Here is a 24,740-nt window from a genome sequence, read left to right on the forward strand (position 1 = left end):
GTTAGAGGTTGCTATGGCCTTTGGCATGGAGCGTTGCCGATGCTCATCGAGCTTCATTTATCGCGGGTGGCCGGAGGGACGCTCCAGGCACAGATCGCCGATCAACTGCGGCAGCAGATTTTCAGTGGCCGTTTGCAGCCAGGTTACGAGCTTCCGCCGTCGCGTGAGCTTGCGCGTCAGTACGGCATTTCGCGCAACACAATTATCCATGCCTACGAACACCTGATCAGCGAAGGCTACCTTGCGACAGTCAAGGGCGTGCGGACGATTGTTGCTGAATCGATCCCCGAAGCGTGTCTCTACGTCGAGAAAGAAGAGCCGCCACCGAACAACCAGTATTTCGCTCCACGCGCGCCCGTGGTCTTCGCGGGCGAGAACCTCGCCGTTCCGGCCGCGGCACTCCGCACGTCAAAACTTATCGATTTTTGGCCGGGCCGCGCGAATGTTGCGCACTTCCCGACAGCGACATGGCGGAAACTCGCTGACGATGCGCTCAGCGCGCAGAGTCGTGAGCTTGTTGAATATGGCGATCCGGCCGGCCTGTCGGCGCTTCGCGAAGCGATTGCGCAGCATGTTGCGAATTCGCGCGGGGTCCGGTGCTCTGCGGAAGCTGTGATCATCACCGCTGGGACACAGGAGGCCATAAATCTCGTCGCGCGGATGCTGATTGCAGAGAACACGGGCGTTGTTATCGAGGACCCCGGCTATGGCAGCGCGGCGCATACGTTCAAAAGTTATGGCGCGCGCATACAGGCGATTCCTGTCGATCGCGACGGACTCGTGACCGATGTTCTGCCGCAGGAGGGCACTAGCTTCGCCTACGTCACGCCGTCGCACCAATTTCCCACCGGTGCGACGATGTCAGCGACGCGACGGCACGCGCTTCTCGATTGGGCATACCGGAGCGGCGCCTATATCGTGGAAGATGATTACGACAGCGATTATAGTTTCGACGGGCCGCCGGCGCTCTCTCTGGCGGGCGCCGACGATGGGCAATGCGTTATCTACATCGGCACGTTCTCGAAATCGCTGGGGGCGGGCGTCCGGACCGGCTATCTCATCGTTCCGCCGCAGCTCATCGATGTCGCGCGCCGGGTGAAAGCGATGAATAATTACGGCCATCCCTGGCTTGAGCAGGCCATCCTGCAAAGCTTCATCGGCACGGGCGCCTACCAGCGCCACCTTCGCATGATCCGCAAAGCCAGCGCGGATACGATTGGCTTCCTGATCTCGCGTTTGCAGGCGTCTTTCGGATCGCTCGACATCTGGGGCGTCAACGGCGGCATGCATGTGATGTGGCTGCTGCCGGACTGGATGCCCCCCGCAGAGGATTTCAAAGCGCGCCTTGAGGCCAACGGCGTCCACGTCCACACGCTCGCATCCGGTGGGGCCTATTGCCAATCCGGTCTCTATTGTGACCGCGCCATTCTGCTCGGATATGCAGCGCTGACCCAGCGCCAAATCGGCCGCGCCGTCGAGATCATGCAGCGGGTGACCCCGTCCGGGTATGCCTCGCTGCGGCAGGCGTAGCGTCTGGCATTAAATTTGCGTGCAAATTGGGCATTATTGCTTGCCAAGGGCCGCCGCCCATGACGCATCTTTCCCCGGCCGAAACCCGGAACGAGCCGCCTATGCTTCGCTTGAATGACAAGGATTGGTTTCAGCGTCTCGGCCAGGTCGCAAAGTCGATCGGCTCGCGCGAGTTTCACCATGAACTGGTCGACCTATTCGGCGCCAGCATCCGACATGATTCCTGCTGGATCATCCGGTTTTCGAGTACGGCGGCGCCCGAGGTTCTTTTCACGAACAATGTTGCCGACGACGTCGTCCACACCTACAGCGAAAGCTATTCGGAACTCGACCCGTTTTCGGATTATTGGCGGAATTTCGAGCGCGCGGGCGTGACCATGCTGTCGCAGGCCAAGGCGCAATCGAACCGCACAACCGCCTACAGTCAGGTGTTTCTGCCGCAGGCCCATATTTCCGACGAGATGAGCATCTTCCTGCCGACCGTGGGGCGCGATTGCTTTGGCCTGTTCCTCGAGCGCGAAAATGGCCAGTTCTCGAAGGCGGATGTCGAACGCGCCCGTCTCGTCTTTCCCGCCCTGGAGGGATGTCACCGGGCGCATATCGCGTGGGTCTTCAACAACCTCCGCGACGTCGAAGGCATGGAGCTTAACGGCTTTGCCAACAAGCCGATCCTGATTCAGGATCGTTTAGGCACCGAAGTTTATTCCAATGATGCCTGGAACGAGGCGCGGGTCGGCGTGGCGCTCGACAAGCTGGTTGATGCATTTCCCATCCAAGATGGCGCGCAGGCGCGCTCGTTCGACGATTTCGTCCTGAAATACGAGCCTCTCGATCGCGATTTTCCGTTGGCGCCGGGCGGCCGGATATTCATTCTGGAGACGAATGGCGTGACGCAAAGCGGGCAGGCCCTCGCGGATGCACGGGCCTTGTTCACGCCACGCGAATACGACGTCTTTTCACTGATGATGGAGGGGCGCACGACCGGCCAGATCGCGCAAGCGCTCGAAATCAGCAAGGGCGTCATCAAGAATTACAAGTTGCGGATCTATCGCAAGGCCGAGGTGACTTCCGAGCGGGCGCTGGTTCGCAAGTTCGCCTTAGTCTAATTGGCGCTCCGCCATCGGATGCGTGCGCAGACGCAGCGGATCGTAAAACGGCACTTTGACGACGCGCGCCGGGAAGGTTCCTGCCTCGCTACGCACCTGCATTTCCGTTCCGTAATCCGCAAATGCTGGCGCCACATGAACGAGGGCGATCGAACGCATCAGATGTTCGCTATAGGTCGTGCTGTTGACGATTCCGACGACCTCGCCGTCCTTGAATAATTTGGCCCCCGGCTCGATCGCCTTTTCATGATCGATCTCAATGCCCACTTGCGCGACACGCTTCTCACCGCGCCGGCGGATCAACGCCGCCTTGCCCCGGAACGAAGGCTTGTCCAGATCGACAGTCCAATCGACGCCGGCCTCCCATGGAGTCGTATCGCCTTCCGGCATGTCGAAGGGAAAGAATAACAGCGCCGATTCGACCCGGACGATATCAAGACAGGCCCACGACACGGGAATGGCCCCGAAAGGCTTTCCGGCTTCGAGAATCGAATCCCAAAGAAAAACCGCATCGTCGGCGCGGCAGAAGACTTCATAGCCTCGCTCGCCGGAATAGCCGCCGCGCGCCAGTGTCACCTCCCGACCGAAGAGCGTCGTCGGCGCGTGTTCAAAATAGCCGAGATCGACAAGTTTCAACGGCGTATGGGGCGCCAGAATATCGAACGCCTTCGGCCCCTGCAGCGACAGAATATGCGTATCGTTATCTTTGCGGAAATGCACGTCGCGCCCTTCGGTGACGCTCGGCAAAACATCTTCCAGCGCGCCGCCGCCATGCGAGATTCGGTAGCGGTCCGGGGCGATGCAATAGACAAGCACATCGTCGATAAGCGATCCGTTTTCATCAACGATATTGCTGATCGCCGATTTTCCGGGTGCCAGCTTGGCGATGTCCGAGGTCAGCAATTCGTTCAGCGCCAGGAGCACGTCCTTGCCCGTGGCATCGATAAGCCGCAGCGAGGTCACATCGAACAGGCCGGCGCGATAGCGTACGGCTTCCGTCTCGAAATACGGGTCCGTCGCATAGAGTTGCGGAATAGGCATGTCGTTCCACGACGCCTCGAACTGCGTCCCCAGAGCGCGATGCCGGTCATTCAAGATCGACTGACGCGAATAGACATGCGTATTCATGACCAAATCCCCGCTATGCGCCATAAAGATACGGCGATGCCCCGGCAGGCTGCCGGGCAAGTGACTTCAGGTGCATCGTTTTCAAGGAGAATGCCGCTGTCAATGATGCCATTTGGCATCATGGACTTCGGCTGGCTCGGAATTTACCGAAGATGACGGCGAGCCCGCACGCGGCGCCGACGATGATCGCGGCGCAAGATTTTGAAATGCCAGTCCCAACGATCTTCAGCCGACCACGCTATCAGCCGTTCGAACTCATTCCCGTCGCACGCAGCCATTTTGTCGTGGCTGAAACGCGACAGGCGCCGCGTGCCGACATTCCAAAATCCTGGGCCGATGCGCCGATCGAGTTTTGGAACGTCGCCGCCGAGAGCGCAATCTTTGACGCCGCAATCGTTCAGGACGGTATCCTCCAGCGCGGATTTCGCTCCGTGTCGCATTTACTCGATCGGCTTTCGTATCGCCTAGAGCGCGAGCATGTCGGACTGCGTCTTTATATCATCGGGACGGAGCCGTTCATCTGGGATGTCGTGAAGCTGGCGCGCAGCTTCGGCATGGATAGCGACGAATATCATGTCACCCATGAAGGCTCCGAAGAACGGCGCGTCTATTGCGTCCATTGCCGCACCATGACGCAAAATGTAAGGACGAACATCGCGACCTGCGCGGGCTGCGGCGCGCATTTGCAGGTGCGCGATCATTTTTCGAGACGCCTCGCGGCCTTCATCGGCGTGCAGATCGATGCCGAAGTTCCAGGTGATATTCCGCCGATTGAGGAGGCTTTTCCATGAAAGCCGCAAAGCTTCATCTGCGCGTGCGTGCAGCCGAGACGATCGCGCCATCACTGAAGAGCTTCACCCTAGAAGCGGCAGACGAGAGCGAGCTTCCTGCGACCGGACCCGGCTCGCATCTTCGGCTGGCGTTGAAAAACGGCTCGCACGGTTGGCGCAACGCGTATTCGATCGCCGCCGCATCGCCGGATCGTCGCGAATATCGCATCATCGTGCGCCGTGCCGCCTATTCTCGCGGCGGCTCAGCCTTCCTTCATGAAGCCGTGCAGCCAGGCCACCTTATAGAAGCGGAGTTTCCCGGCAATCTCTTCCCTATGGTGCAGATCGCGCGCAAGCACCTGCTCGTCAGCGGTGGTATCGGGATTACGCCGTTCCTGTCGTACCTCGGTCACCTCAAGGCCCTCGGTACGCCGTTTGAATTGCACCATTTCTGTCGCGCCGAGGAAGTCGCGATTTTCGAGAATCTGCTCGGGGAATACGATTCCTCGCGCATTTTCATTCATCCGGAGGCGACGCAATTCGATCTTGTCGAGACGTTGCGGACGCAACCTCTGGGGGCGCATCTTTACGTCTGCGGGCCAGCGGAACTCATGGATCTCATTATCGCGACCGCCCGAGCCCATGGCTGGCCGGCCTCAAAATATCATTCCGAATCGTTCGGTGGCGTGCATGCCGGCGGTGCGCCCTTCGTCGCAATTCTCCAACGCGCTGGCGTGGAGGTCCGCGTCGGTGAAGATCAGACGTTGCTTGAAGCGCTTGAAGCGGCGGGTCTTGAACCATCGTGCCTTTGTCGCGGCGGCGCCTGCGGCGAATGCCGGACCGAAGTCATTGAGGGTGTTCCCGAACATCGCGATCATTACCTTGATGCCAACGAACGCGCCACCAACCGCGCGATAATGATTTGCGTCTCACGTGCGATGGGCGATCGCATCGTTCTCGATCTTTGAACAGGAGCCGGCGATGACCATTGCCTTCAAGGCGGCCGAGACGTTTCGCGACGACTTCAGCTATCGCAACAGCGACGCCGCCATTCTGCGCTTCCCGTTTCCGTTCCCGGAAGACAAATACATGTATTCCGTGAACATCGAACCGCATGTCGCGGGCGGTGCTTCGCCGGTCTACGACCATGCGTTTGATGTCGATGAGCATTACATTGCCGAGTGTCGCGAGCGCGCACTGGTCCTCGCGCAAGATCCCGGCCGCTGCAAAGTGCTGTCGCATATGATGACAGCACAATGGGATGCGCTCGAACTCATCATGGAGAGCTTCGCCCGCGACTACCCTGAGTATTTCTCGCTCGCCAAGAATGGCGCCGTCTGGACCTGGAAGAACCGCCCGCTCGGGATCGCGCAGACCTTTACCTTCGGCGATGCCTCGACGCTGCCCTATGAGCCCTTCGAATATATTACGCGCCAGGCGCAGGGGGATTTCACCCTGCAAGATCAGCGCGACAATAATCTCTTCGTCGACGGCGGCATGGTGACGACGCAAGCGGACTGGTCGCTCGAATTCGACGTCGGTATGGCTTTCCACGAATGGCATGCGCCGGTGCCGCTGGCGCATCAGATCGGAATCTTCGACCGCGCGCTGAAATTTTTGCTGCGCCTGCAGCAGGGGCAGCCGGTGCGGCGGCTGAATTGGACGATGACGGTCAACTCGCGTCTCGACACAAGCCCGGAGAACTACCCGCTCTGGGGGCCGGATCGCCTGACCGTTTCGCCTGAGAATGTCGCCGAAAAGGTGAATTTGCGCGTTGAGCTGCAGACGTTGTTTCGGCTGCCGCGCTCGAATGCGATTCTTTTTGGCATTCGCTGCTATTTGGCGAATATCGAGGAGCTTGGACGCGTGGTGAAATGGCGTAAACGCCTGCATCGCGTGCTGCGCGATCTCCCGCCCGAGATCGAAACCTACAAAGGGTTGACGCGCTACCGGCAGATGGCCGTCGATTATCTCGCGCCATTTGATGACGGCGAGCCGCTTTCGAAGGGAAGCCAGGCCGACCAGAACGTGCTTTGACGGCGCCGGTCACTTTCCTGCATCCCGGGCATCTTCCGCGATATCTGCGCAAGATGGGACTCATCGAGCGGTTTCATCTGGGCGGCTTCAAGGCCGTGGCCGGCATTTTCTCGTCGTCGCATTCAGCGGTGCGCGATGCCTGCGCAACGGCTGCCCCGGCCGATCATTGTCTTCCCACTTTTAGCGCTGACTGCCGCGTAGTTCCGCAAAGGGGGCTTAATTTTTAAGCACTTTATTTTCCTGCAAAGAAATTATGTCTTTTAACGGCATAAGTAAAATCAATGGCTTAACTAAATGCGCGTGTTGGCACGTATCCTGCTGCACCGCATTATCTTGATCGCGGAGCGGACGGGGTGCGCGCAACACGGATCCGGTTTCCTTCTACGCAACGCACCGTTTGCTGCGCACGATCGATCAGACCTTGAAGTACGGGAAGTGCGAAATGGCTGAATTACGTCGAAACAACCTGACTCTCGTAGAGGCGGTAGGCCAATCGGTCTGCAGCCTTTCTCCAACCTTCACACCCGCGCTTGGCGTTGCCGTGGTTGGCGGCATGGCCGGCGCAAACTCGTGGCTGGTTTACCTGCTCGCCACGATCAGCGTTACCATCGTCGGTATTAACATCGGCAAGCTTGCCAAGCGCATCCCCGCGGCAGGCTCGTTCTTCCTCTACGTGTCGCGTACGCTTGGGCCGTCCTGGGGCTTGCTCTCAGGCTGGGCGATGCTCGTTGCCTATCTCTTCACGGCAGTCGCCTTGACGGTTGCGACATCGATCTTCTTCAAAGATTTCTTTGGCGCGATCGGTTTCAAAACCCTGCCGCCAGACTGGTTGATCTATATCGCCGTCTCGGCGCTGATCTTTGTTCTTGCTTACAGAGATGTGAAGCTCTCGACGCGATTCGGTCTCACCCTGGAGGCGCTTTCCGTCCTGGCGATCATCGTCGTCTGTTTCCTCATTTGGAAGTCGTTCGGTTTCAAGATCGACGCTCCGCAGGTGCATCTCCAGGGCGCTTCTTTCGGATCGATCGCGCCTGCAATCGTGTTCGCGATCTTTTCCTGGGTCGGGTTTGAAAGCGCAGCCACGCTCTCGAAGGAAATTAAGAACCCTGAAGTTGTTGTCCCACAGGCTATCGTGGCAACGGCCATCGCGGTCGGCATTTTCTTCATCGCCACGACTTATTTTGTCGTGTTGGGCTTCCATGACGATGCGACGAAATTGGGCGCGAGCGCGGCGCCGTTCTCAGATGTCGCCGCAGCTTCCAAGCTCGGGACTTTCGTGACCACGTTCATCTATTTTGCCGCAATGATCAGCTGCTTTGCATGTTCGCTTGGTCAGCTGACCGCGTTTGCGCGCATGTTGTTCTCGCTTGGACGGTATGAATTCGTTCACCGTTCGATGGGCACTGTCCACGACAAGCATGCCTCGCCGCACATTGCCCTTGCCGTCGGCACGGCTTTGAACGCGGTATTGTGCATCGCTTTCATGAGCGCTGGTGAAACGAACCTGGTGGGTTACTTCGGCACCATCGCGACGTTCGGGTTTATCTTTGTCTATCTCCTGTGTTCAATCGCGGCGCCGATTCTGCTTTACCGCGACGGTACACTGACCGCGGGCACCGTTATCCTTGGTGTCCTCGGTGTGATTGCGATGGCGGGCGCGTTCTTTGGGAGCGTCTATCCAGTGCCTGCAGCTCCATACAATTACTTTCCGTATGGCTTCCTGGTTTATATGCTTCTCGGCGTCGCCTGGTTCTTTATCCTGAAGGTGCGTGCGCCCAAGGTCTTGCTTGGCATCGAGCATGACATGGAATCCATGGCCACGGCGGAAACCTTTGGGAAGATGGAAGCAGTGGGTAGCGGAGCCGAATAAGCCGCAAGGCCGAACGACGGAAGTGCTTCTCGTTGAAACAACGCCCCGGGGGATGCATCTCCCGGGGCGCATCTGTTATTTCGCGATGCTGCTGTCTGATCCGGCGAGTTCTGGGTTACGGCGTCGCGCAATGATCGTTGGGCAGCGTCACGCGGCCGTCGCGATCGCCCCGAAACCGCTTTGCAATTTATACCGGTACGCGTGCGGATTCGCTGATGCGGACACCGCAAAGAGCACGCTGAAATGCATGGGCTGCTGTTGCTGAGCCGGAATAGGGCAAGAAAAAGCTCGACAACTAGGCTCAGGACCCATTAAATTGTTGCGTGAGGGTTAGCGGATTGATTCAATGGGGATGTCGGGAGGCATCGCCATGGCTGATTTGTTGTTGCTGTCGGAGGCGCAGATGCGCCGGATCGAACCGTATTTTCCATTGTCGCACGGGATTGCGAGGGTTGACGATCGGCGGGTGATCAGTGGCATCGTCTTCGTCATCAGAAACGGTCTGCGCTGGCGCGATGCGCCGCCCGGCTATGGTCCGCACAAGACGATCTACAATCGGTTTGTGCGTTGGAGCCGCCTCGGCGTGTTCAACAAGATCTTCGCCGAACTGGCACGCAAGGCCGGCAAGCCATCTCGTCTGATGATCGATGCGACGCATCTGAAAGCGCATCGCACCGCCGCCAGCCTTTTAAAAAAGGGTCTGTTTCCCGACGTATCGGCCGCACGAAGGGCGGCCTGAACTCCAAGCTGCACGCCGTATGCGATGGTCAGGGGCGCCCCGTCATCATGCTGCTCAGCGAAGGCCAGATGAGCGATTATAGGGGCGCGGCCCTGATGATCGATGCTCTACCGTCCGCGAAGCAGTTGCTCGCTGACAAGGGCTATGATGCCGACTGGTTTCGCCGGGCTCTTACCGAACGCGGCATCGCGGCCTGCATCCCATCGAAGTCAAACCGAAAAAAGCCGATCGAACATGACCGCGAGCTCTATCGTCAACGGCACAAGATCGAGAACATGTTCGGCAGGCTCAAGGACTGGCGACGCATCCACACCCGATACGACCGATGCGCCCATACATTCATGTCTGCCATCTGTATCGCAGCCGCCGTCATCTTCTGGCTCTAATCAATGAGTCCTGACCCTAAGCAAGAAAAAGCTCGACAACTAATACCAGCGGCCCGAGGGGATGACTCGGGTGGGGATTCCCAAGGGTGCGAAATTCTGATTCGATCGGCGACGGTGGAATTGGAGGCGTGTGATGGCTGGGATTGCAGTGACTCGTCTGGATTTGTCAGCGTCTGAGCTGCGGCAGGCGTCAGCGCGATCGAAGAACGCGGCGGCCGCACGGCGGATGCTGGCGCTGGCGCTGGTGATGGAAGGGGCGGATCGAACGACAGCAGCGCGCAATTGTGGGATGGATCGGCAGACGCTGCGCGATTGGGTTCATCGGTATAATTCGGACGGACTTGCCGGCCTGGAAAACAAGATCCCGCCGGGCCGCTCATCGAGGCTGACGGCTGAGCAGAAGCAAGGCTTGATCGCGTTGGTGGAGGCGGGTCCGCAGGCCGGCAAAGACAAAGTCGTGCGGTGGCGGCGCGCTGATTTGCGGGATCGGCTTAAGCAGGATTTCGGGCTCGTCTTGCACGAACGCACGGTTGGAAAGCTTCTCGACGCACTTGGCTATCGCCGGCTTTCGGTACGTCCATTCAACCCCAAGGCGGACCCGGCCGCGCAGGAGGTTTTTAAAAAGAGTTCGCAGCCAATGTAGCCGCGGCTTTACCCGAACACGCGCGCGGTAAGCCGATCGAGATCTGGATGCAGGACGAAGCGCGGGTCGGACAACAAGGCACACTGACGCGGGTCTGGGCAAAGCGCGGCAGCCGTCCGCCTGCACCACGCGATCAGCGCAGGATCTGGGCCTATATCCTGGGTGCGGCGTGTCCGGCGAAGCGAGAGGCGGTGGGCGTGGTGCTGCCCTTTCTCAACGCTCGGTCTGTCTCGGTCCACCTCGATCTTATTGGTCGCAAAGTTGCGGACGACGCCCACGCGGTCCTGGTTCTCGACGGGGCCGGATTTCACATCGCAAAAGATTTGAATGTTCCGGCAAATATGACGCTGATGAAGCTTCCAGCCTATTCGCCCGAATTGAACCCGATTGAAAATGTCTGGGAATATCTGCGCGGCAACAAGCTTTCGAATACGGTGTACGAAACCTACGACGAGAGCGTATCTACGTGCTGCGACGCCTGGAACTTCTTTGCCAACGATCACGAACGGGTGGCCTCGATAACCACCCGGTCATGGGCAACGGTCAAAACCTAGGGCCGTTGGTATTACAGCGAGCTAGGATGGAGCGCTGGTTATCAGAGGATGGTTGCCGCGGGCCCCTCTACCGGGCACTGGCGCGGCCGAGCGGCTATGGCCGCTGGGCTGAAAGCGACAGCCGCAAACATCGGCTCCAAGCCCACGCAACGCGATATCGCTGTTGACACAAATCTAGTCTGATTTTTGCGGCGATCTTGGCCTGAGACGGCTGCGGGAATGACGCAAGAAGTTAATGTAATTCAAGCGGTTATGATGGTGCTGCAAGAGAGGATTGAACTCTCGACCTCTCCCTTACCAAGGGAGTGCTCTACCACTGAGCTACTGCAGCTTATTGCCGACGGTCAGGCGCTGACGGTCGAGGCGCGGGCTATGTCGCATAGGCGACGTCGATAGGCAAGATGCTCACAAGACGGCTCAAGGGGTGCCCTTGGCTGCCGCCCGGCGGCGGTCAAGTTCGACATTGAGGGCGGCTCCGGTCAGGACGATCAAAACCGAGACCCAGATCCAGGTCATGAAACCGATGACAGCGCCCAACGAACCATAGACGCGGTCGTAGCTGTCGAAGGCCGCGACATACCAGGAAAACAGGATCGAGGCGCCGAGCCAGGCGAAGGTCGCGAACACGCTGCCCCAGGTCAGCCAGCGCCATTTAGCGCCGGGCCGGCTTGGGCCGACCCGGTAGACGATGTCGAGACCAATCGTATCGATGACGAACAGAACCGGCCAGCGCAGCCAGTCCAGCAACCTGTCGGTTGAAGAATGGAAGCCGACGAAATTCCAGACGACCGGGAGAACGACGACCCCGGCGAGCGCGACCACGACAAAGAAGACCGTCGCGAATGTCGTTGCCAGGGTTGTCCCGTAGAACCTCGGAAGACTGCGCTTCTCTGTCTCCCCATAGACGACGTTCAGCGCGTCAAACAATGCGCTCATGCCGGAGGCGGCGCTCCAGAGCGCCACAAAGAAGCTGGCAAAGAAGGTCAGGCTTTGGACGCCGTTGCCACGGCTCGCGACGCGCATGACCTGGTAGCGAATGAGGCCGATGACACTTTGCGGAAACACGTCCGTCAGCAGATTGAGATGATTCGAGATCGTATGCGGATCGGCAAACATGCCGTAGAGCGAGACGATCGTTGCAATCGCGGGAAAAATCGCCATCAGGCCAAAAAAGGCGACACTGCCGGAATTCGCGATGAGCCGGTTGCGGCTGATCGAGAGGATGACATTCTGCACGAGATCGAGCCACGCTGGCTTGGCGCGCGACCAATGGCTTTTCTCGTCAATTGGTTCGGATTTATCCATCGGGCGGTCGGGTGAAAGGATCAATCAATTAACAACGATCTGCGACGTCTGTCGTTCGGCTAGCGCATAGAATCACTTGGATTTTAGGCAACATTGCATAGGTCGTCGCGCTTTACCCTTTGGCGAGAAAAAACTTTTCGTCTCAAGACGGTAAGGAAACTTCTTGTTATCCTTCTACCTTCAAAATAGACCACACTGGTAAATGCTGAGCCGTCTGCATGACCGACCCTATATTCAAAGATATCGACGCCCCCCATTTCGCTGCCCATGAGTCCACGGATGAAATCGCCCGCAGTGCGGAGGCGATCGTCAATCCGGCGTCGGGCTTGGCGAACGATTATCTCAATCTGTTCAACGAAATCGTCATGCTCATCGAGCAATTGCCGGTGATGCCGGAATTGATCGACGATATACTTAAATGGCGGCCGGTGACCTATCAGTCCTATTTCGCGAAATCGATTTTGCCGGGCCGCACGTCGGCGCTTGAGGCTTATGAAAACCTCGATCTTGCGTTCCGCCGCGATTTCGAGACAGTCGTCGCTGACCTCGACCGCCGCGCCGTTGGCTCCGTGGTCGCGATCCGTCGGCAATATAAAAAGCAGGTCAACATCACGTCGCCGATGATGGCCGAAATCTGCGAACGCGCCGGAGCCGCTCTGCGCGAAGTGCTGCTCACCGCGAGCGATTTCGTTAATAACGGTCATCGCGCCGAACGCGAAAGCGAGCAGGAGCGCGCCGATCGGCTAATCTACGGCAACTTGCGCCGGGTTGGCTGAGCCGGCGCCCGTCCTTGACGTAATCCGGCAAATCTCTACCTCTCCGCCCGGCCGCAACCTCGCGGCCCGATGCAACGGGCAGGCAGTTTGACCACGACCCTCATGCTTGGTGCCGATCCGGCCGCAGTCGCGATGGCGGCAGATATTCTGCGCGCTGGCGGCCTTGTCGCTTTCCCGACAGAAACGGTCTTTGGCCTAGGTGCCGATGCGACTTCGGACGCGGCAGTCGCAAAAATTTACGCCGCCAAAGGACGGCCGGCTTTTAATCCGCTGATTGCCCACGTTGCCACACGCCGCGCCGCGGAACAGCAGGGGATATTTTCGCCGCAGGCCGTAAAGCTTGCGGACGTGTTCTGGCCCGGGCCGCTCACGCTTGTCTTGCCCCTGGCGGCGGGGGCCAGTGTCTGCGATCTCGCCCGCGCCGGGCTTGGCAGCGTTGCATTGCGAATTCCATCGCATCCGGTTGCGCAGCAGCTTCTGGCTGTCCTGGGGCGGCCACTGGCCGCGCCTTCGGCCAATCCGTCCGGCCGTGTCAGCGCGGTGACGGCGGCGCATGTGCGCGAGGATTTCGATGGCAGGATTGATGCGATCATCGATGGCGGCGTCGAAGTCGGGGTTGAGTCCACGATCGTTGGCTGCCTGACCGACGATCCCGTGTTGTTGCGCCCGGGCGGCATTCCGCGTGAGGCGATCGAGGCCGTTCTTGGCATCAAGCTTGGGGAGACAGCGCCCGGTGCAGCAGTCAATGCCCCCGGGATGCTGGCGGCCCATTATGCGCCACGCGCCCGGCTGCGGCTCGATGCATTGAACCTGGAACCGGACGAAGCGGGGCTCGATTTCGGCGGTCGCTTTGCGCCGGGCTCCAAGGTGCTCGATCTGTCGCCGCGCGGCGATCTCACCGAGGCCGCGGCGCATCTCTTCGCTTATCTGCGCAGGCTCGATGAGACGCATTCAAAAATCGCCGTAGCGCCGATCCCGTCAGAAGGCCTTGGCGAGGCGATCAGCGACCGGCTGCGGCGGGCGGCGGTCGGTGCGGGTTAGATCACCTTGCCGGGGTTGAGGATGCCCTTCGGGTCGAGCGTCGCCTTCAAAGTCCGCATCAGGTCGAGCGCAACCGGATCTTTGACGCCCGGCAGCAGATCGCGTTTCAGCCGGCCGATGCCGTGTTCGGCCGAAATCGAACCGCGGTATTTCGCGACGATGCCGTGAACAATCTGATTGATCTCGCCCCATTGCGCTAGAAACGCGGCTTTGTCGGCACCGACCGGCTGCGAGACGTTGCAATGAATATTGCCGTCGCCGATATGGCCGAAGGCGACGAGCCGCGCGCCGGGAATGCGTGCCGTCACGGCCTGATCCACATCGCGCAGAAATGCCGGCACGGCAGCGATCGGGACCGACACGTCATGCTTGATCGAGCCGCCTTCGAGAGCTTGAACGTCCGGAATTTTGAGGCGGATGCGCCAAAGCTCTTGGCGTGCTTCGGGCGTTGCAGCTGACTTGGCGTCAGCGACGATGCCTTGCGTCCGGGCTGCTTCGAGCAATTCTTCCACACGTTTCTCTAAGCCGCTGCTCTGGCTCGTAAATTCGAGCAGCGCATAGAAGGCGTGCGGGGCGGGTAGGGGATCGGTAATACCGGCCTCGTGCTTCAACACGAAGTCGAAAGCGATGCGCGGCAGAAGTTCGAAAGTCTTGAGTTCGGTATCAACCTGTTCCTGTGCGAGATTCAGAAACTGCAACGCCTGATCGGGATCGCGAAAACCAGCGAGCGCGGCGACGGTCGCGCGGGGCTTTGGAAAGAGTTTCAACACCGCGCCGGTGATGATCCCAAGCGTCCCTTCCGAACCGATGAAGAGGTTCTTCAGATCGTAGCCGGTGTTGTTCTTCTTGAGCTTGGAGAGATCGTCGAGCACGCGCCCGTCGGCAAGTACGACTTCCAGCCCCAACACCAGATCGCGGGCGACGCCATAGGCGATGGCGGCCGAGCCGCCAGCATTGGTGGCGAGATTGCCGCCGATGGTGCAGGCCGGGGCGGCGTTGAGCGCCAGCGGAAAATAGCGACCTGCGACATCGGCCGCCGTGCGAACGTCCTTCAAGGTCATCCCGGCATCGACAATGATCGTGTTTGATAAAACATCGATCTCGCGCAGCCGGTTCATCCGGATCAACGAAAGAACGATTTCGTCACCGGCCTCGGAGGGCGTCTGCCCGCCGACGAGTCCGGTATTGCCGCCTTGCGGGACGATCTTCGTCGCGGTTTCATCGCAGAGCGCGACGATGGCCGCGACCTCCGCAGTCGAGCCGGGCAGGACGATTGCGCGCGCCCGGCCATGATAGAGGCGCCGCGGCTCGCTGAGATAATCGGACATCGCAGCCGGGTCGGCGATGACATGCTCGGCGCCGACGACGGACGCGAAACGCGGCAGCAGGTCATTCGTCGCCAAGTGTGAAACGGGCTTGAGGCTCATAATCTTATTAAAGCAGATGCGGTCGGCCTTCGCCATTTGCACGCTCAACCGAGTAGACGGCGCGTGCGCCCCCTTACGGCCGGCCGCCGAAAAACCCCGACGATTTCGACATGCGGCGAATAGCGAAACTGATCGAAGGGAGTCACGCTCTCGAATTGATAGCCGCCGCTGGTCAGCAGCGCGGCATCGCGGGCGAAACTCTGTACATTGCAAGAAACCGCGACGACGAGCGGCACTTTGGAGGCCGCCAGCGCCCGCGCCTGCGCCTCTGCCCCCGCGCGGGGCGGATCGAAGACGACGGCGTCAAACCCGGCCAGATCGTCCGCTGCGAGCGGGCGCTGGAAGAGATCGCGCGTCTCGATTGTTACCGGCTGGAGGCTGGGCGTCGATCGCGCCGCCTTGCTGAGCGCATCAAGTGCGGCCGGCTCGCTATCGACGGCATGAACCCGCGCTTGTTCCGCCAGCCGCAGGCTGAACGTGCCGAGGCCGGCGAAAAGGTCGCCAATGCGTCGCGCCCCTTTGAGCGCAGCACAGACCTTTGCGGCTAGCGCCTCCTCGCCCGCCTGCGTCGCCTGCAAAAACCCGCCGGGCGGCAATGCGACATCGGCGCGGCCGATGCGAAGCAGCGGCACGCGCCGCTCGATGACGCGAACGCCGTGATTGGAGATACGTGCGAGATCGTCGGCAACGGCGGCGCGAACGAGCGCCTGCATTTCCGCAGGGCTCAGCGCGCCGTGACCGCGAATATCAACGTCGGGGCCGCTCAGGGTCGATGTGATGAGAATGTCGAGCGGCTTGCCGGCCGCGCCGAGCGCCCGTGCGATCTTTTGTGCGATTTGCGGTGCGGGCTGCAGGCTGGGCGCCAGGATCGGGCAGGCCTCGATGGTGACGATCTCATGCGCGCGCGCCTGCATGAAGCCGACCTTGGGCCGTCCCGCGCTCTCGTAACGCGCATGAAAAGTCGCACGGCGTCGACCTACACCATGCGCATCGATGAGCGGATCGACAGGCGGCGTCAAACCCGCGTGCCGCAAGGCATCGACCAACAGATTGCGCTTCCAGTCCGCATAAGCATCGGGCGTGAGCGTCTGCACCGCACAACCGCCGCAGACTCCGTAATATTGGCAGAAGGCGTCGATGCGCGCCGGGCTTGGTGCAAGGATTTCAATGAGCTTGCCGCGCTCGCCGGAAACTTCAGCGAGGATCGTCTCGCCGGCGAGCGCATAGGGTACATAGACGGGCCCATCGGGCGCGCGGGCAATGCCTTCACCGCGTTGGCCAAGCCGCTCGACATAGAGTTCTTGCATCAGGACCGCTGTGCGCCTAGGAGGAATTCGCGATTGCCGTCGCCGCCGCTGATCGGCGAGGGGATCAGCCCCGTGATCTCCCAGCCGTTGCCGCGGATCAGGTCTTCGATCTCGGTACAAGCGCGCTGCTGCTGCGCTTCATCCTTCACGATGCCTTTGACGACATGCGCGGGGCCGACTTCGAACTGCGGCTTGATCAGACAGACGAGCCGGGCAGGGCGTACGACAATTCCGAAAATGCTTGGCAAGACAAGCTTCAACGAGATGAAGCTCAGGTCGCAGGTGATGAAATTGGGCGGCTCTGGAAAGTCGTTCGCATGCAGATGCCGCGCATCGGTGCCTTCCCGCGAGACGATGCGCGGATCGCCGCGCAATGTCTCATGCAATTGGCTGTGCCCGACATCGATCGCATAGACTTTGGCGGCGCCGCGCGCGAGCAGGACATGCGTGAATCCGCCGGTCGAGGCGCCGAGGTCGAGGCAGACAGCATCTTCAGGGAAGCCAAAGGCGTTGAGCGCAGCCGCCAATTTGACGCCACCACGCGAGACCCACGGATAGAGAGGCTCGGCTTCGATGGCCGCATTTTGCGCGACAGGTTCGGCGGCTTTGCTGAGGACGCGCCCGTCGATTTTGACGCGGCCGGCGGCGATCGCTTCCTGCGCCTTGGCACGGCTCGCGAAAAAGCCGCGTTGGACAAGGGCAAGGTCGGCGCGCTGCGAGGTCATTGGGCGTTCCTATCACCCACGCGCGGCGCCAGCCAGCCGTCAGGCCGGAAAGCAGCGTCCGAACGCGATGAGCAGGCGCGGCGAACCTTTAAGGCGGACACGACGCATCAGCAGGGCAAGGGGGAGCTTCGCCTCCTTACGCAGGAAGCGCAGCCAGGTCTCGCTGTCGGCCGTCACGCTGAGGTCGGGCTTGCCATCGTGGCCGTCGATAACCCGCAAACTTTTGTTGGCGATTACGACGGTCGCCTTCACTTCTTCGCGTCCTGTGAAAGTGAAATGATAGGTTGCGTTCAAGTCTTTGGCGCGCCCCCGTTGGAAGACGAGCGGCATACCGCCCAGAAAGCCACGGATCGAGGTCTGGCGCGGTAAACCGCTTGCGACGCGTTTGATCGTCTTGTGCGGAAAATGGCGTGGAACATAGGTTTCAGCGTCAGAGTTTTGCGCCACGTAGACCGTCTCCTGCTTGGCGCGCAACGGCTCGACGATCGCTTTGTTGAAGCCGATGCGGTCGGCAAGGAAGGGGCCGATGACATCTTCGCCCGCCGGGCACACGGAGAGGCAATAGGCGGCCTTATAATTGGCGCCGAAGGAGAGGCTCTGCCACATCGAGACAGTTTCGGAATCGGAGACCTTGCGGCGATAATCTTTGGCGCTGTGCGCATCGGTCACCGTCTCGACCCAATCGCCGAAACCACCCATGAACTCGCGATAATTGTGTGTGTAGCAGGCCTGGAAATTGAAGGCGCCGTCCGGGCTGATGGCGCCGGTCGGGCAGGCGGCGACACAGAGCTTGCAGGAGAGGCAGGGATTGTAATCGAGCGGCTGGCCATAGGCCGAAATCTCCGTGCCGATGAGGATTGTGCCCAGCAGAATGAAATTGCCGAATTTGGGATGAATGACGTTGCGATGGATGCCCATGCGGCCGAGGCCCGCCGCGACGGCGACGGGCTTGTGCGAGACAACCCACATTTTATCCAGACCCCAGCGGTCGGCTTCCATTGGAAAGCCAACCGGCGCGCCGTTGCGTGCGGCGATCCCTAAATCTTGCAACTTCGAGACGATATCGCGCGCGGTGTCGTTGATCTGATCGCCGCTGCGGTGAAATTCGACATTGGCGATGGAACGCGCAGGTGTTCGGATATTCTCGCGGTTCATCCGGCAGACGAAACTGATCATCGCTTTCGTCGAAGTGAAAGCGCCGAGGATTTCCGATTTCTGCGGGACGATGTCCGGGCTGTCGATCGCGACAAAGCCGACATCGTCGGCGCCCGCTTCGAGACAGAGGTTTCTAAGCCATTCGGCGTCAATAACGCTGGGGACTTCGGGCGAGGCGCCCGCGGCGGCCCGGGCGCGCATCGTCTGTACGGTCGGATGTTCGGCGAACGTCACCATTGCCTTCTCCAAGGTTAAGTCGATCAGTGGCTTCGGGAAAACGCCCGGCCGTCCGCCGAGCTGATTGACTAAACGGTCCGATCGCGGTCAGCGTGCATCCAACCAGTTCATGAACTCCACGACTTGCTGCTTCCACAGAGTCGGGAATGCCATCGAGAAGTGCCCGGCTGAACCAGGTGTGGTCGCGCGAACGACATAGCGTCCGCGCGGCACCTTCGGCACGTCACGTTGCAGGATTTTGAGACTGTCGGAATAAAATTCATCATCAGCGAAATTGAGCGCGAAGACTTTCGCTTTTATCTGAGACAGGCTTGGTTCAGCATTGAAGTCTTCCGAGGACTCGAAAGCGTAGATGGCGTTGTTCCCATCCTGACCTGCGGATTGCTTTCCGATCTGTTCAATAAAAGCGTCCGCACTTTGAGGTGTCGTCACCTCAGCCTGGAGATGAGGAACGCCGTCGATCATCATGCGGATCAATGCCGCGCCAATGGCCGGCGGCCGAGGCTGATGCGCGAAGCTTCCATTTGCGAGAGCGTATTTAACGCTGAGCACGAACATTCGCCGCCACAACAGATTGCGGCCGCTGATTGGCGCGGGGAAACAGGCGATCGGCATAATGCCGTCCATCGCGCTGGGGTAAGCTTCGGCCCATTGCCATGCGTTCATGCAACCCATCGACATTCCGATAATTGCATGAAGGTGTTTGATGCCAAGCGTTTCCACGACCAGCTTATGTTGCAGATCGACCATGTCGCGATATCCGTAATGCGGAAAACGCGCCTTCAACCCGTCACCCGGCTTGCTCGATTGACCATGGCCGATGTCATCGGGGATGATGACGAAGAAACGTTTCGCGTCTAAAGGGGCCCCGGTAGCGAAGAGCGCTGCCTGGTATTGAGACGATAACAGCGCGCCGCTGCTGGCGCCGGTCCAGTGAAGCAGGAGGATCGCGTTATCGATGGCTCCACTCGCGCTATTATGAGGGCTTCCAAGCGTCACATAATGCAGACGCAGGTTTTGTAGCGTTTCGCCGCTCCGGAACTTATAATCCGCAAAGAAGGCGGCTGCTTCGTGCGCAACGGGTGCTGCGTGTTCAGTCGAAGTATATGTTTGCTGGCTATTGTTCTGTGCGAATGCCGGTTGTCCAGCTGCCGAAAGCGCCAAAGTTGTCGTGAGGGCAAACGTCTGAAGCTTGCTTGAGTTTCTGGATGCGGTCCGCGCGTTGCACGCATTCGTGTTGACGAACATATTTCATTCCTTCGGCGTTATGTCTGTGTTTTGTCGTCGCTACGCTTTGGCAGTCGCGCAATTCGCTTTGGGTTCAATCCCCGAGCGGCGGCGCAACAGGTCAAACGCCATGATGTGGCTCGCGCCCGAAATGCCGACGCCGTAGAGCACGACCAGCGCGAGGGGCAACGTCTGGATGGAAGCCATGCGGGGATCGTGGAGGAGGAAGAAGGTCAGACCTGTGCCGACTGCCACCACAAAATCAGCGAACCCGAAGAGGTGGAAGGCCAGGTACCGGTTGCCACTCTCCGGCAGCAACAAGACGCCAAGGGCAAGAAACCCGGCGATGAGGTCGCCCCATCCGGCGTCTTGAACAAAGATTTCCGGAAGGAGGTTATGCGTGCCGTACCAGAAAAAAAGCAGCGCGGCGCCGATACGCCAGATATGAAATGCCGTGAGCGGCCGCAGACCGATGGCTTCGATGTATGCTCGGAAGCTATCGGACAATGCGTAAACAATAACAGGCACGACGATACCCGCGGCAATAATGGGTGCAAGCAAGAGTGCGGGCAGGGCGTGATAGACCCCGGTCTCGGCGGCGACGGCAACTGCCAATCCCCAGATCGCTAGTACGCCTAGCAAGACGCGCGTCCCGCGGCGTTTATCGATCTTGTGTTCCCGATCCATAAGGTATCTCCATATTAGGCGTAATTACGCTTATTTAGGCGCAAATCACATGTCGCTGAGGCTGATTTGGCGGATAGAGCGCCGCGAAGGTTGCCATTGCAGTCTCGAGCATAGATATTATCTGTAGATACAGATAATATCGGCTGCGTGTCAAGCCGTAAAGTCAAATCGTGACATCAGCATTTGGCATCACTGTATATGCAGTTATATGTTTTGCTCAGAGAAAGTGATGAGGGCAGAACGGAACATGAGTAAATTGCTGGCTGCCCAGGAAATCGCCAATTGCACCTGCTTGCGCTTGCGCAAAGCCGCGCGCCGTTTCACGCAAATCTATGATGAAATGCTGGAGCCGGCGGGGCTGACGCTCCCGCAATTCAATCTCATTGCCCAACTTTACGCGGCGGAGGGCCTTTCGGTCGGTGACTTGGCCGAATCCCTGTTTACCGACCCCACAACGCTCACACGTAATCTCAAGCCGCTGATCGAGCGCCAGCTTGTGGAAGTGCATCAGGCGGAAGACGATCGCCGCCGCCGCGCAATCGTGCTCACGCCCGCGGGGCGGGGCCTTTTGCCCATCGCCTATCCTCTGTGGCGCAAAGCGCAGTCGCATGTGGAGAATTTGCTAGGCGAAAACGAGACGGCCCGGCTCAACAAAATGCTCGATCGTTCGCTGGACCGATTGACTAGCGGGGTCTGATCGCTCCCGCGGGCTCATGGCGGTGCCCGTGTAAACAGTGCGTTGACGTGGTTGGAGTTTTGCGGCTTGTTGCGGCGTTAACTTATCAGCACGGCGAGACCCATGCTCCTAATTGTCGGTACAATACGAATTGCACCCGAGCGGTTGGCGGAAGCAAAACCGGCCATGCAAAAGGTGATTGCAGCCAGCCGCAAAGAGGCCGGGTGTCTCGAATATTCCTATGCGGAGGATATTTTGGACCCAGGCCTCATTCATATCGCGGAGCGTTGGGTGAGCCAGGCCGCCTTCGACGAACATTTCGCCTCCAATCATCTCGCCGAATGGTGCGGAGCGTGGAAGGACCTTGGTATTTTCGATCGCAAACTATCGATCCACGAGGTCAGCGAGCCGCAAGCGATTCCGTTGCGTGCCCAAGTCAAGCTCGCCTAAGCCGACAAAATCACCTGCGTCCTGAGTGAAAGGCCAAACTCGGTTTGCCGAGTTTGGCTCCAGGGGCCGGCGCGATTTACGCGATCAGCGCCCGCGCGGCCTCGTCTTCGCGGCCGAGCGTTTCGAGCACTTTGGCGACGATGCCCTTCGCGTCGAGATGTGCCTCAGCATACAATTTCTCGGGCTTGTTATGGTCGAGGAAGATATCCGGCAACACCATCGAGCGCAGCTTGAGCGGCTTGCGCCCGTCAAGCAAACCCTTTTCGAGTAGCGCCTGCGTTACGAACGAGCCGAAGCCGCCGACAGAACCCTCTTCGACCGTAATCAGAATCTCGTGGTTACGGGCGAGCCGGGTGACGAGATCGACGTCGAGGGGCTTTGCAAAGCGGGCGTCAGCGACAGTCGCCGAGATGCCGTAAGTGCTGAGGTCTTCGGCTGCCTTCAGCGCCTCGCCGAGGCGGGTGCCGAGCGACAGGATGGCGACCTTGTTGCCTTCGCGCACGATCCGGCCCTTGCCGATCGTCAGGACTTCGGGGTGCTCCGGCAGTTCGATGCCGATGCCCTCACCGCGCGGATAGCGGAAAGCGATTGGGCCTTCGTCATAGGCGACGGCGGTGTGGACCATATGGACGAGTTCCGCCTCGTCCGCGGCGGCCATCACGACCATGCCGGGCAGGATGCCCATGTACGAGACATCGAAAGAACCGGCGTGCGTCGCGCCGTCGGCGCCGACGAGGCCGGCGCGGTCGATGGCGAAGCGCACCGGCAGTTTCTGGATCGCCACATCGTGGACGACCTGATCGTAGGCGCGCTGGAGGAAGGTCGAATAGATCGCGCAGAACGGTTTGAACCCTTCCGTGGCAAGACCTGCCGCGAAAGTCACCGCATGCTGCTCGGCGATGCCGACATCGAAGGTGCGTTCGGGAAAGGCCTTTTCGAAAACATCAAGGCCTGTGCCCGACGGCATGGCGGCGGAAATGGCGACGATCTTGTCGTCCTTCTGCGCTTCCTTGACGAGGGCGTCGGCGAAGACGCGGGTATAGCTCGGCGCATTCGCCTTCGGCTTGACCTGTGCGCCGGTGATGACGTCGAACGTATTGACGGCGTGATGGCGATCCTTTGCCGCCTCGGCCGGTCCGTAGCCCTTGCCCTTTTGGGTGACGACATGAACGAGGACCGGACCCCGGCCTTCCATATCACGGACGTTCTTGAGGATCGGCAGGAGCTGGTCGAGGTTGTGGCCATCGATCGGCCCGACGTAGTAGATGCCGAGTTCCTCGAACATCGTGCCGCCGGCCCAGAAATTCCGGGCAAATTCCTCGGTCTTGCGGGCGCGGTCGTAGATGAACTTCGGCAGATGGCGACCGAGCTGCTTGGCCGCCTCACGCACCGTGCGATAGGTGCCGCCAGAGACGAGCCGGGCCAGATACGACGAGAGCGCGCCGGCGGGCGGGGCGATCGACATTTCATTGTCGTTGAGAATGATGATCAGGCGCGAATGCATCGCCCCGGCGTTGTTCATCGCCTCGTAGGCCATGCCGGCCGACATCGCGCCATCGCCGATGACCGCGATGACATTGGTCGGCTTGTCGGCCAAAGTGGCGGCGACCGCCATGCCGAGGCCGGCGGAAATCGACGTGGAGGAATGGCCGGCGCCAAATGGGTCGTAGGGGCTCTCCGAGCGCTTGGTGAAGCCGGACAGGCCGTCGCCCTTGCGCAGCGTGCGGATACGGTCGCGCCGTTCGGTCAGGATCTTGTGCGGATAGGCCTGATGGCCGACGTCCCAGATGATCCGGTCGTCCGGCGTGTTGAAGACGTAGTGCAGGGCGGTCGTCAGTTCGACGACGCCAAGGCCCGCGCCAAGATGGCCGCCCGTGACCGACACTGCGTCGATCGTTTCGGTGCGCAACTCGTCCGCGACCTGGGCCAGATCCGTTTCGGGAAGTCGCCGCAAATCGGCTGGCGATTTGATCGCGTCGAGAAGCGGGGTCTTCGAAGATGTCGTCACATTGACCTCATCGTAAATGATCGTGCCAGCTTAAGCGTGGCTATTCGTCTTGAGCCCGAACTTACATCGAAAAGGTCTAAAACAGCAATTTTGTAGAAAAGAAGAGCAATCCCGTATTGTTATCAGGATTAACCGATGCTGCAACGCACAGACCCCGGGGATGGTCGACGCAAGCGGGTCGTTTATGCTGCTTCTGGCTCGGCTGTGTCTTTCGGGTTACTGATAGGGAACGCTGCGACTCGCGAACGCGCCTGCGTTTAACCTGAGCTGAACCATTCGGCCGGAGCTGGCTGGCGAGGCTCTGGAAAACGCGCCGCCCGCGCCATATCTGCTCGCGGGGAGTCCGTCATGAGCCTGCCGTCAGAAACCGTGCCGATTTCATCCTTGCCGATGCCGGCAGGAAGCTGCGTCGAGCGTCTGCGTCATCGTTGGCCCTGGTTCATCGTCCTCGGGGCGCTTGTCGCCGCGATGGGCGTTGCCGCCTTGGTCCTGGCCGTCGCTGCGACCATCGTTTCCGAGTATATCATCGCGTTCTTTATGATCGTCGCTGGCGGCGGCGAGATCGTTTTCGCAATTAGCTCGCGCTCCTGGACGCGGTTCTTTCTCTGGGTGATCGCCGGCCTCGCCTATATCGTGGTGGGGGCCTTTGCGCTGGCCCAGCCGCTCATGGCGGCGGCTTTGTTCACCCTGCTTCTCGGCGTCGCCATGTTCGTCACCGGGCTCATTCGCATCTATGTCGGCACGCATCTCAATAAAGATGTACGCACGATCGTCGTTGTCGCGGGCGTCGTGACATCGCTTGTCGGTCTCGTCGTCCTGATCGGCTGGCCGGCAAACAGTCTGGCGATCCTCGGCGTGCTTCTTGGGCTTGATTTGCTTTTCTGGGGCGGAAGCTGGATCACCCTTGGCCTGCGGATGAAAGCTCGTCTTAACACTCTCCCGCGTCACGCTTAAAA

Annotated in this window: 23 protein-coding genes and 1 tRNA gene; 14 read left to right on the top strand and 10 right to left on the bottom strand. The window is 59.9% G+C overall.

Going from position 1 to position 24,740, the window contains the following annotated elements; all coding sequences use genetic code 11:
• Positions 1 to 39 precede the first annotated feature (39 nt).
• Together WDN02_RS12135 and WDN02_RS12140 are read left to right on the top strand one after the other, a co-directional pair.
• Positions 40 to 1,530 (top strand): PLP-dependent aminotransferase family protein, encoded by a 1,491-nt coding sequence (locus tag WDN02_RS12135; protein ID WP_337293744.1) that lies wholly within the window; start codon positions 40 to 42, stop codon positions 1,528 to 1,530.
• Positions 1,531 to 1,631: 101 nt separating this feature from the next.
• A complete protein-coding gene (locus WDN02_RS12140; RefSeq protein ID WP_337293745.1) occupies positions 1,632 to 2,636 on the top strand; it encodes a helix-turn-helix transcriptional regulator in 1,005 nt (334 codons plus the stop codon).
• On the opposite strand, the gene WDN02_RS12145 is transcribed toward WDN02_RS12140, so the two are convergent.
• On the bottom strand, positions 2,628 to 3,764 hold the full coding sequence (locus WDN02_RS12145) for an aminomethyltransferase family protein (protein ID WP_337293746.1): 1,137 nt from the start codon (positions 3,762 to 3,764) through the stop codon (positions 2,628 to 2,630). The two genes, WDN02_RS12140 and WDN02_RS12145, sit on opposite strands and share 9 nt — an antisense overlap.
• A gap of 152 nt (positions 3,765 to 3,916) precedes the next feature.
• On the opposite strand from WDN02_RS12145, the gene WDN02_RS12150 reads away from it, so the two are divergent.
• The 7 genes from WDN02_RS12150 to WDN02_RS12180 all read left to right on the top strand — a co-directional run bounded on the left by WDN02_RS12150 (position 3,917) and on the right by WDN02_RS12180 (position 10,763).
• Positions 3,917 to 4,555 carry a dimethylamine monooxygenase subunit DmmA family protein gene (locus WDN02_RS12150; RefSeq protein ID WP_337293747.1) on the top strand — a complete coding sequence of 213 codons (639 nt, stop codon included), beginning with the start codon at positions 3,917 to 3,919 and terminating at the stop codon, positions 4,553 to 4,555.
• Complete coding sequence (locus WDN02_RS12155) at positions 4,552 to 5,502, top strand: PDR/VanB family oxidoreductase (protein ID WP_337293748.1); 951 nt, start codon at positions 4,552 to 4,554, stop codon at positions 5,500 to 5,502. Before WDN02_RS12150 ends, WDN02_RS12155 begins: the two co-directional genes overlap by 4 nt.
• Before the next feature lie 13 nt (positions 5,503 to 5,515).
• Positions 5,516 to 6,571 (top strand): DUF3445 domain-containing protein, encoded by a 1,056-nt coding sequence (locus WDN02_RS12160; RefSeq protein ID WP_337293749.1) that lies wholly within the window; start codon positions 5,516 to 5,518, stop codon positions 6,569 to 6,571.
• Positions 6,572 to 7,013: 442 nt separating this feature from the next.
• On the top strand, positions 7,014 to 8,441 hold the full coding sequence (locus tag WDN02_RS12165; protein WP_337293750.1) for an APC family permease: 1,428 nt from the start codon (positions 7,014 to 7,016) through the stop codon (positions 8,439 to 8,441).
• A 370-nt stretch (positions 8,442 to 8,811) separates the two neighbouring features.
• On the top strand, positions 8,812 to 9,180 hold the full coding sequence (locus WDN02_RS12170) for a transposase (RefSeq protein ID WP_337292878.1): 369 nt from the start codon (positions 8,812 to 8,814) through the stop codon (positions 9,178 to 9,180).
• Positions 9,072 to 9,566 carry an IS5 family transposase gene (locus WDN02_RS12175; protein ID WP_337294929.1) on the top strand — a complete coding sequence of 165 codons (495 nt, stop codon included), beginning with the start codon at positions 9,072 to 9,074 and terminating at the stop codon, positions 9,564 to 9,566. Before WDN02_RS12170 ends, WDN02_RS12175 begins: the two co-directional genes overlap by 109 nt.
• Positions 9,567 to 9,699: 133 nt before the next feature.
• Positions 9,700 to 10,763, top strand: a protein-coding gene (locus WDN02_RS12180; protein WP_337292399.1) for an IS630 family transposase whose coding sequence is annotated in 2 segments (ribosomal slippage) — positions 9,700 to 10,192 and positions 10,192 to 10,763 — 1,065 coding nt in all. Because the reading frame shifts where the segments join, the coding sequence is not laid out codon by codon here.
• A 256-nt stretch (positions 10,764 to 11,019) separates the two neighbouring features.
• Here the strand turns inward: WDN02_RS12180 and WDN02_RS12185 are convergent.
• Together WDN02_RS12185 and WDN02_RS12190 are read right to left on the bottom strand one after the other, a co-directional pair.
• Positions 11,020 to 11,094 (bottom strand) — tRNA-Thr (locus WDN02_RS12185).
• An 86-nt stretch (positions 11,095 to 11,180) separates the two neighbouring features.
• Positions 11,181 to 12,068 (bottom strand): YihY/virulence factor BrkB family protein, encoded by an 888-nt coding sequence (locus WDN02_RS12190; protein ID WP_337293751.1) that lies wholly within the window; start codon positions 12,066 to 12,068, stop codon positions 11,181 to 11,183.
• Positions 12,069 to 12,286: 218 nt separating this feature from the next.
• Here WDN02_RS12190 and WDN02_RS12195 point away from each other — a divergent pair, with 218 nt between their 5' ends.
• A complete protein-coding gene (locus tag WDN02_RS12195) occupies positions 12,287 to 12,844 on the top strand; it encodes a hypothetical protein (protein ID WP_337293752.1) in 558 nt (185 codons plus the stop codon).
• 102 nt (positions 12,845 to 12,946) lie between these two features.
• A complete protein-coding gene (locus WDN02_RS12200; RefSeq protein WP_337294930.1) occupies positions 12,947 to 13,885 on the top strand; it encodes an L-threonylcarbamoyladenylate synthase in 939 nt (312 codons plus the stop codon).
• Here the strand turns inward: WDN02_RS12200 and WDN02_RS12205 are convergent.
• From WDN02_RS12205 to WDN02_RS12230, 6 genes are all read right to left on the bottom strand, one after another.
• Positions 13,882 to 15,312 (bottom strand): FAD-binding oxidoreductase, encoded by a 1,431-nt coding sequence (locus WDN02_RS12205; protein WP_337293753.1) that lies wholly within the window; start codon positions 15,310 to 15,312, stop codon positions 13,882 to 13,884. The genes WDN02_RS12200 and WDN02_RS12205 overlap by 4 nt on opposite strands.
• Before the next feature lie 44 nt (positions 15,313 to 15,356).
• Entirely contained in the window at positions 15,357 to 16,619 is a 1,263-nt protein-coding gene (locus WDN02_RS12210) for an RNA methyltransferase (protein WP_337293754.1), read from the bottom strand.
• Positions 16,619 to 17,344, bottom strand: a complete 726-nt coding sequence (locus tag WDN02_RS12215) for a TlyA family RNA methyltransferase (protein WP_337293755.1) — start codon at positions 17,342 to 17,344, stop codon at positions 16,619 to 16,621. The genes WDN02_RS12210 and WDN02_RS12215 overlap by 1 nt, the downstream gene beginning before the upstream one ends.
• A gap of 39 nt (positions 17,345 to 17,383) precedes the next feature.
• Positions 17,384 to 18,736: an SCP2 sterol-binding domain-containing protein gene (locus WDN02_RS12220; protein WP_337293756.1), complete on the bottom strand. Its 1,353-nt coding sequence runs from the start codon at positions 18,734 to 18,736 to the stop codon at positions 17,384 to 17,386.
• An 87-nt stretch (positions 18,737 to 18,823) separates the two neighbouring features.
• Entirely contained in the window at positions 18,824 to 19,984 is a 1,161-nt protein-coding gene (locus tag WDN02_RS12225; RefSeq protein WP_337293757.1) for an alpha/beta fold hydrolase, read from the bottom strand.
• Positions 19,985 to 20,023: 39 nt separating this feature from the next.
• Complete coding sequence (locus tag WDN02_RS12230) at positions 20,024 to 20,578, bottom strand: permease (RefSeq protein ID WP_337293758.1); 555 nt, start codon at positions 20,576 to 20,578, stop codon at positions 20,024 to 20,026.
• 319 nt (positions 20,579 to 20,897) lie between these two features.
• On the opposite strand from WDN02_RS12230, the gene WDN02_RS12235 reads away from it, so the two are divergent.
• Both WDN02_RS12235 and WDN02_RS12240 read left to right on the top strand, forming a co-directional pair.
• A complete protein-coding gene (locus WDN02_RS12235; protein WP_337293759.1) occupies positions 20,898 to 21,347 on the top strand; it encodes a MarR family winged helix-turn-helix transcriptional regulator in 450 nt (149 codons plus the stop codon).
• Positions 21,348 to 21,449: 102 nt separating this feature from the next.
• The gene (locus WDN02_RS12240; protein WP_337293760.1) at positions 21,450 to 21,776 is read left to right on the top strand and encodes a putative quinol monooxygenase; all 327 of its coding nucleotides are present in this window, start codon (positions 21,450 to 21,452) and stop codon (positions 21,774 to 21,776) included.
• 76 nt (positions 21,777 to 21,852) lie between these two features.
• On the opposite strand, the gene dxs is transcribed toward WDN02_RS12240, so the two are convergent.
• Positions 21,853 to 23,784, bottom strand: coding sequence for a 1-deoxy-D-xylulose-5-phosphate synthase (dxs, locus tag WDN02_RS12245; protein WP_337293761.1), 1,932 nt, complete (start codon positions 23,782 to 23,784; stop codon positions 21,853 to 21,855).
• Positions 23,785 to 24,132: 348 nt separating this feature from the next.
• On the opposite strand from dxs, the gene WDN02_RS12250 reads away from it, so the two are divergent.
• A complete protein-coding gene (locus WDN02_RS12250) occupies positions 24,133 to 24,738 on the top strand; it encodes a DUF308 domain-containing protein (RefSeq protein WP_337293762.1) in 606 nt (201 codons plus the stop codon).
• Positions 24,739 to 24,740: the final 2 nt, after the last annotated feature.

Origin of the sequence: Methylovirgula sp., from assembly GCF_037200945.1 — a bacterium.
Taxonomy (GTDB): domain Bacteria; phylum Pseudomonadota; class Alphaproteobacteria; order Rhizobiales; family Beijerinckiaceae; genus Methylovirgula.

Excerpts from the sequence above, each read along its gene's own strand:
- WDN02_RS12225 (WP_337293757.1), bottom strand. The coding sequence starts at position 19,984 with ATGTTCGTCAACACGAATGCGTGCAACGCGCGGACCGCATCCAGAAAC.
- WDN02_RS12190 (WP_337293751.1), bottom strand. The coding sequence starts at position 12,068 with ATGGATAAATCCGAACCAATTGACGAGAAAAGCCATTGGTCGCGCGCC.
- WDN02_RS12235 (WP_337293759.1), top strand. The coding sequence starts at position 20,898 with ATGAGTAAATTGCTGGCTGCCCAGGAAATCGCCAATTGCACCTGCTTG.
- WDN02_RS12135 (WP_337293744.1), top strand. The coding sequence starts at position 40 with ATGCTCATCGAGCTTCATTTATCGCGGGTGGCCGGAGGGACGCTCCAG.
- WDN02_RS12220 (WP_337293756.1), bottom strand. The coding sequence starts at position 18,736 with ATGGTGACGTTCGCCGAACATCCGACCGTACAGACGATGCGCGCCCGG.
- WDN02_RS12170 (WP_337292878.1), top strand. The coding sequence starts at position 8,812 with ATGGCTGATTTGTTGTTGCTGTCGGAGGCGCAGATGCGCCGGATCGAA.
- WDN02_RS12215 (WP_337293755.1), bottom strand. The coding sequence starts at position 17,344 with ATGACCTCGCAGCGCGCCGACCTTGCCCTTGTCCAACGCGGCTTTTTC.
- WDN02_RS12195 (WP_337293752.1), top strand. The coding sequence starts at position 12,287 with ATGACCGACCCTATATTCAAAGATATCGACGCCCCCCATTTCGCTGCC.
- WDN02_RS12165 (WP_337293750.1), top strand. The coding sequence starts at position 7,014 with ATGGCTGAATTACGTCGAAACAACCTGACTCTCGTAGAGGCGGTAGGC.
- WDN02_RS12250 (WP_337293762.1), top strand. The coding sequence starts at position 24,133 with ATGAGCCTGCCGTCAGAAACCGTGCCGATTTCATCCTTGCCGATGCCG.
- WDN02_RS12210 (WP_337293754.1), bottom strand. The coding sequence starts at position 16,619 with ATGCAAGAACTCTATGTCGAGCGGCTTGGCCAACGCGGTGAAGGCATT.
- WDN02_RS12140 (WP_337293745.1), top strand. The coding sequence starts at position 1,632 with ATGCTTCGCTTGAATGACAAGGATTGGTTTCAGCGTCTCGGCCAGGTC.
- WDN02_RS12160 (WP_337293749.1), top strand. The coding sequence starts at position 5,516 with ATGACCATTGCCTTCAAGGCGGCCGAGACGTTTCGCGACGACTTCAGC.
- WDN02_RS12200 (WP_337294930.1), top strand. The coding sequence starts at position 12,947 with ATGCTTGGTGCCGATCCGGCCGCAGTCGCGATGGCGGCAGATATTCTG.
- WDN02_RS12155 (WP_337293748.1), top strand. The coding sequence starts at position 4,552 with ATGAAAGCCGCAAAGCTTCATCTGCGCGTGCGTGCAGCCGAGACGATC.
- WDN02_RS12205 (WP_337293753.1), bottom strand. The coding sequence starts at position 15,312 with ATGAGCCTCAAGCCCGTTTCACACTTGGCGACGAATGACCTGCTGCCG.
- WDN02_RS12150 (WP_337293747.1), top strand. The coding sequence starts at position 3,917 with ATGACGGCGAGCCCGCACGCGGCGCCGACGATGATCGCGGCGCAAGAT.
- WDN02_RS12240 (WP_337293760.1), top strand. The coding sequence starts at position 21,450 with ATGCTCCTAATTGTCGGTACAATACGAATTGCACCCGAGCGGTTGGCG.
- WDN02_RS12145 (WP_337293746.1), bottom strand. The coding sequence starts at position 3,764 with ATGAATACGCATGTCTATTCGCGTCAGTCGATCTTGAATGACCGGCAT.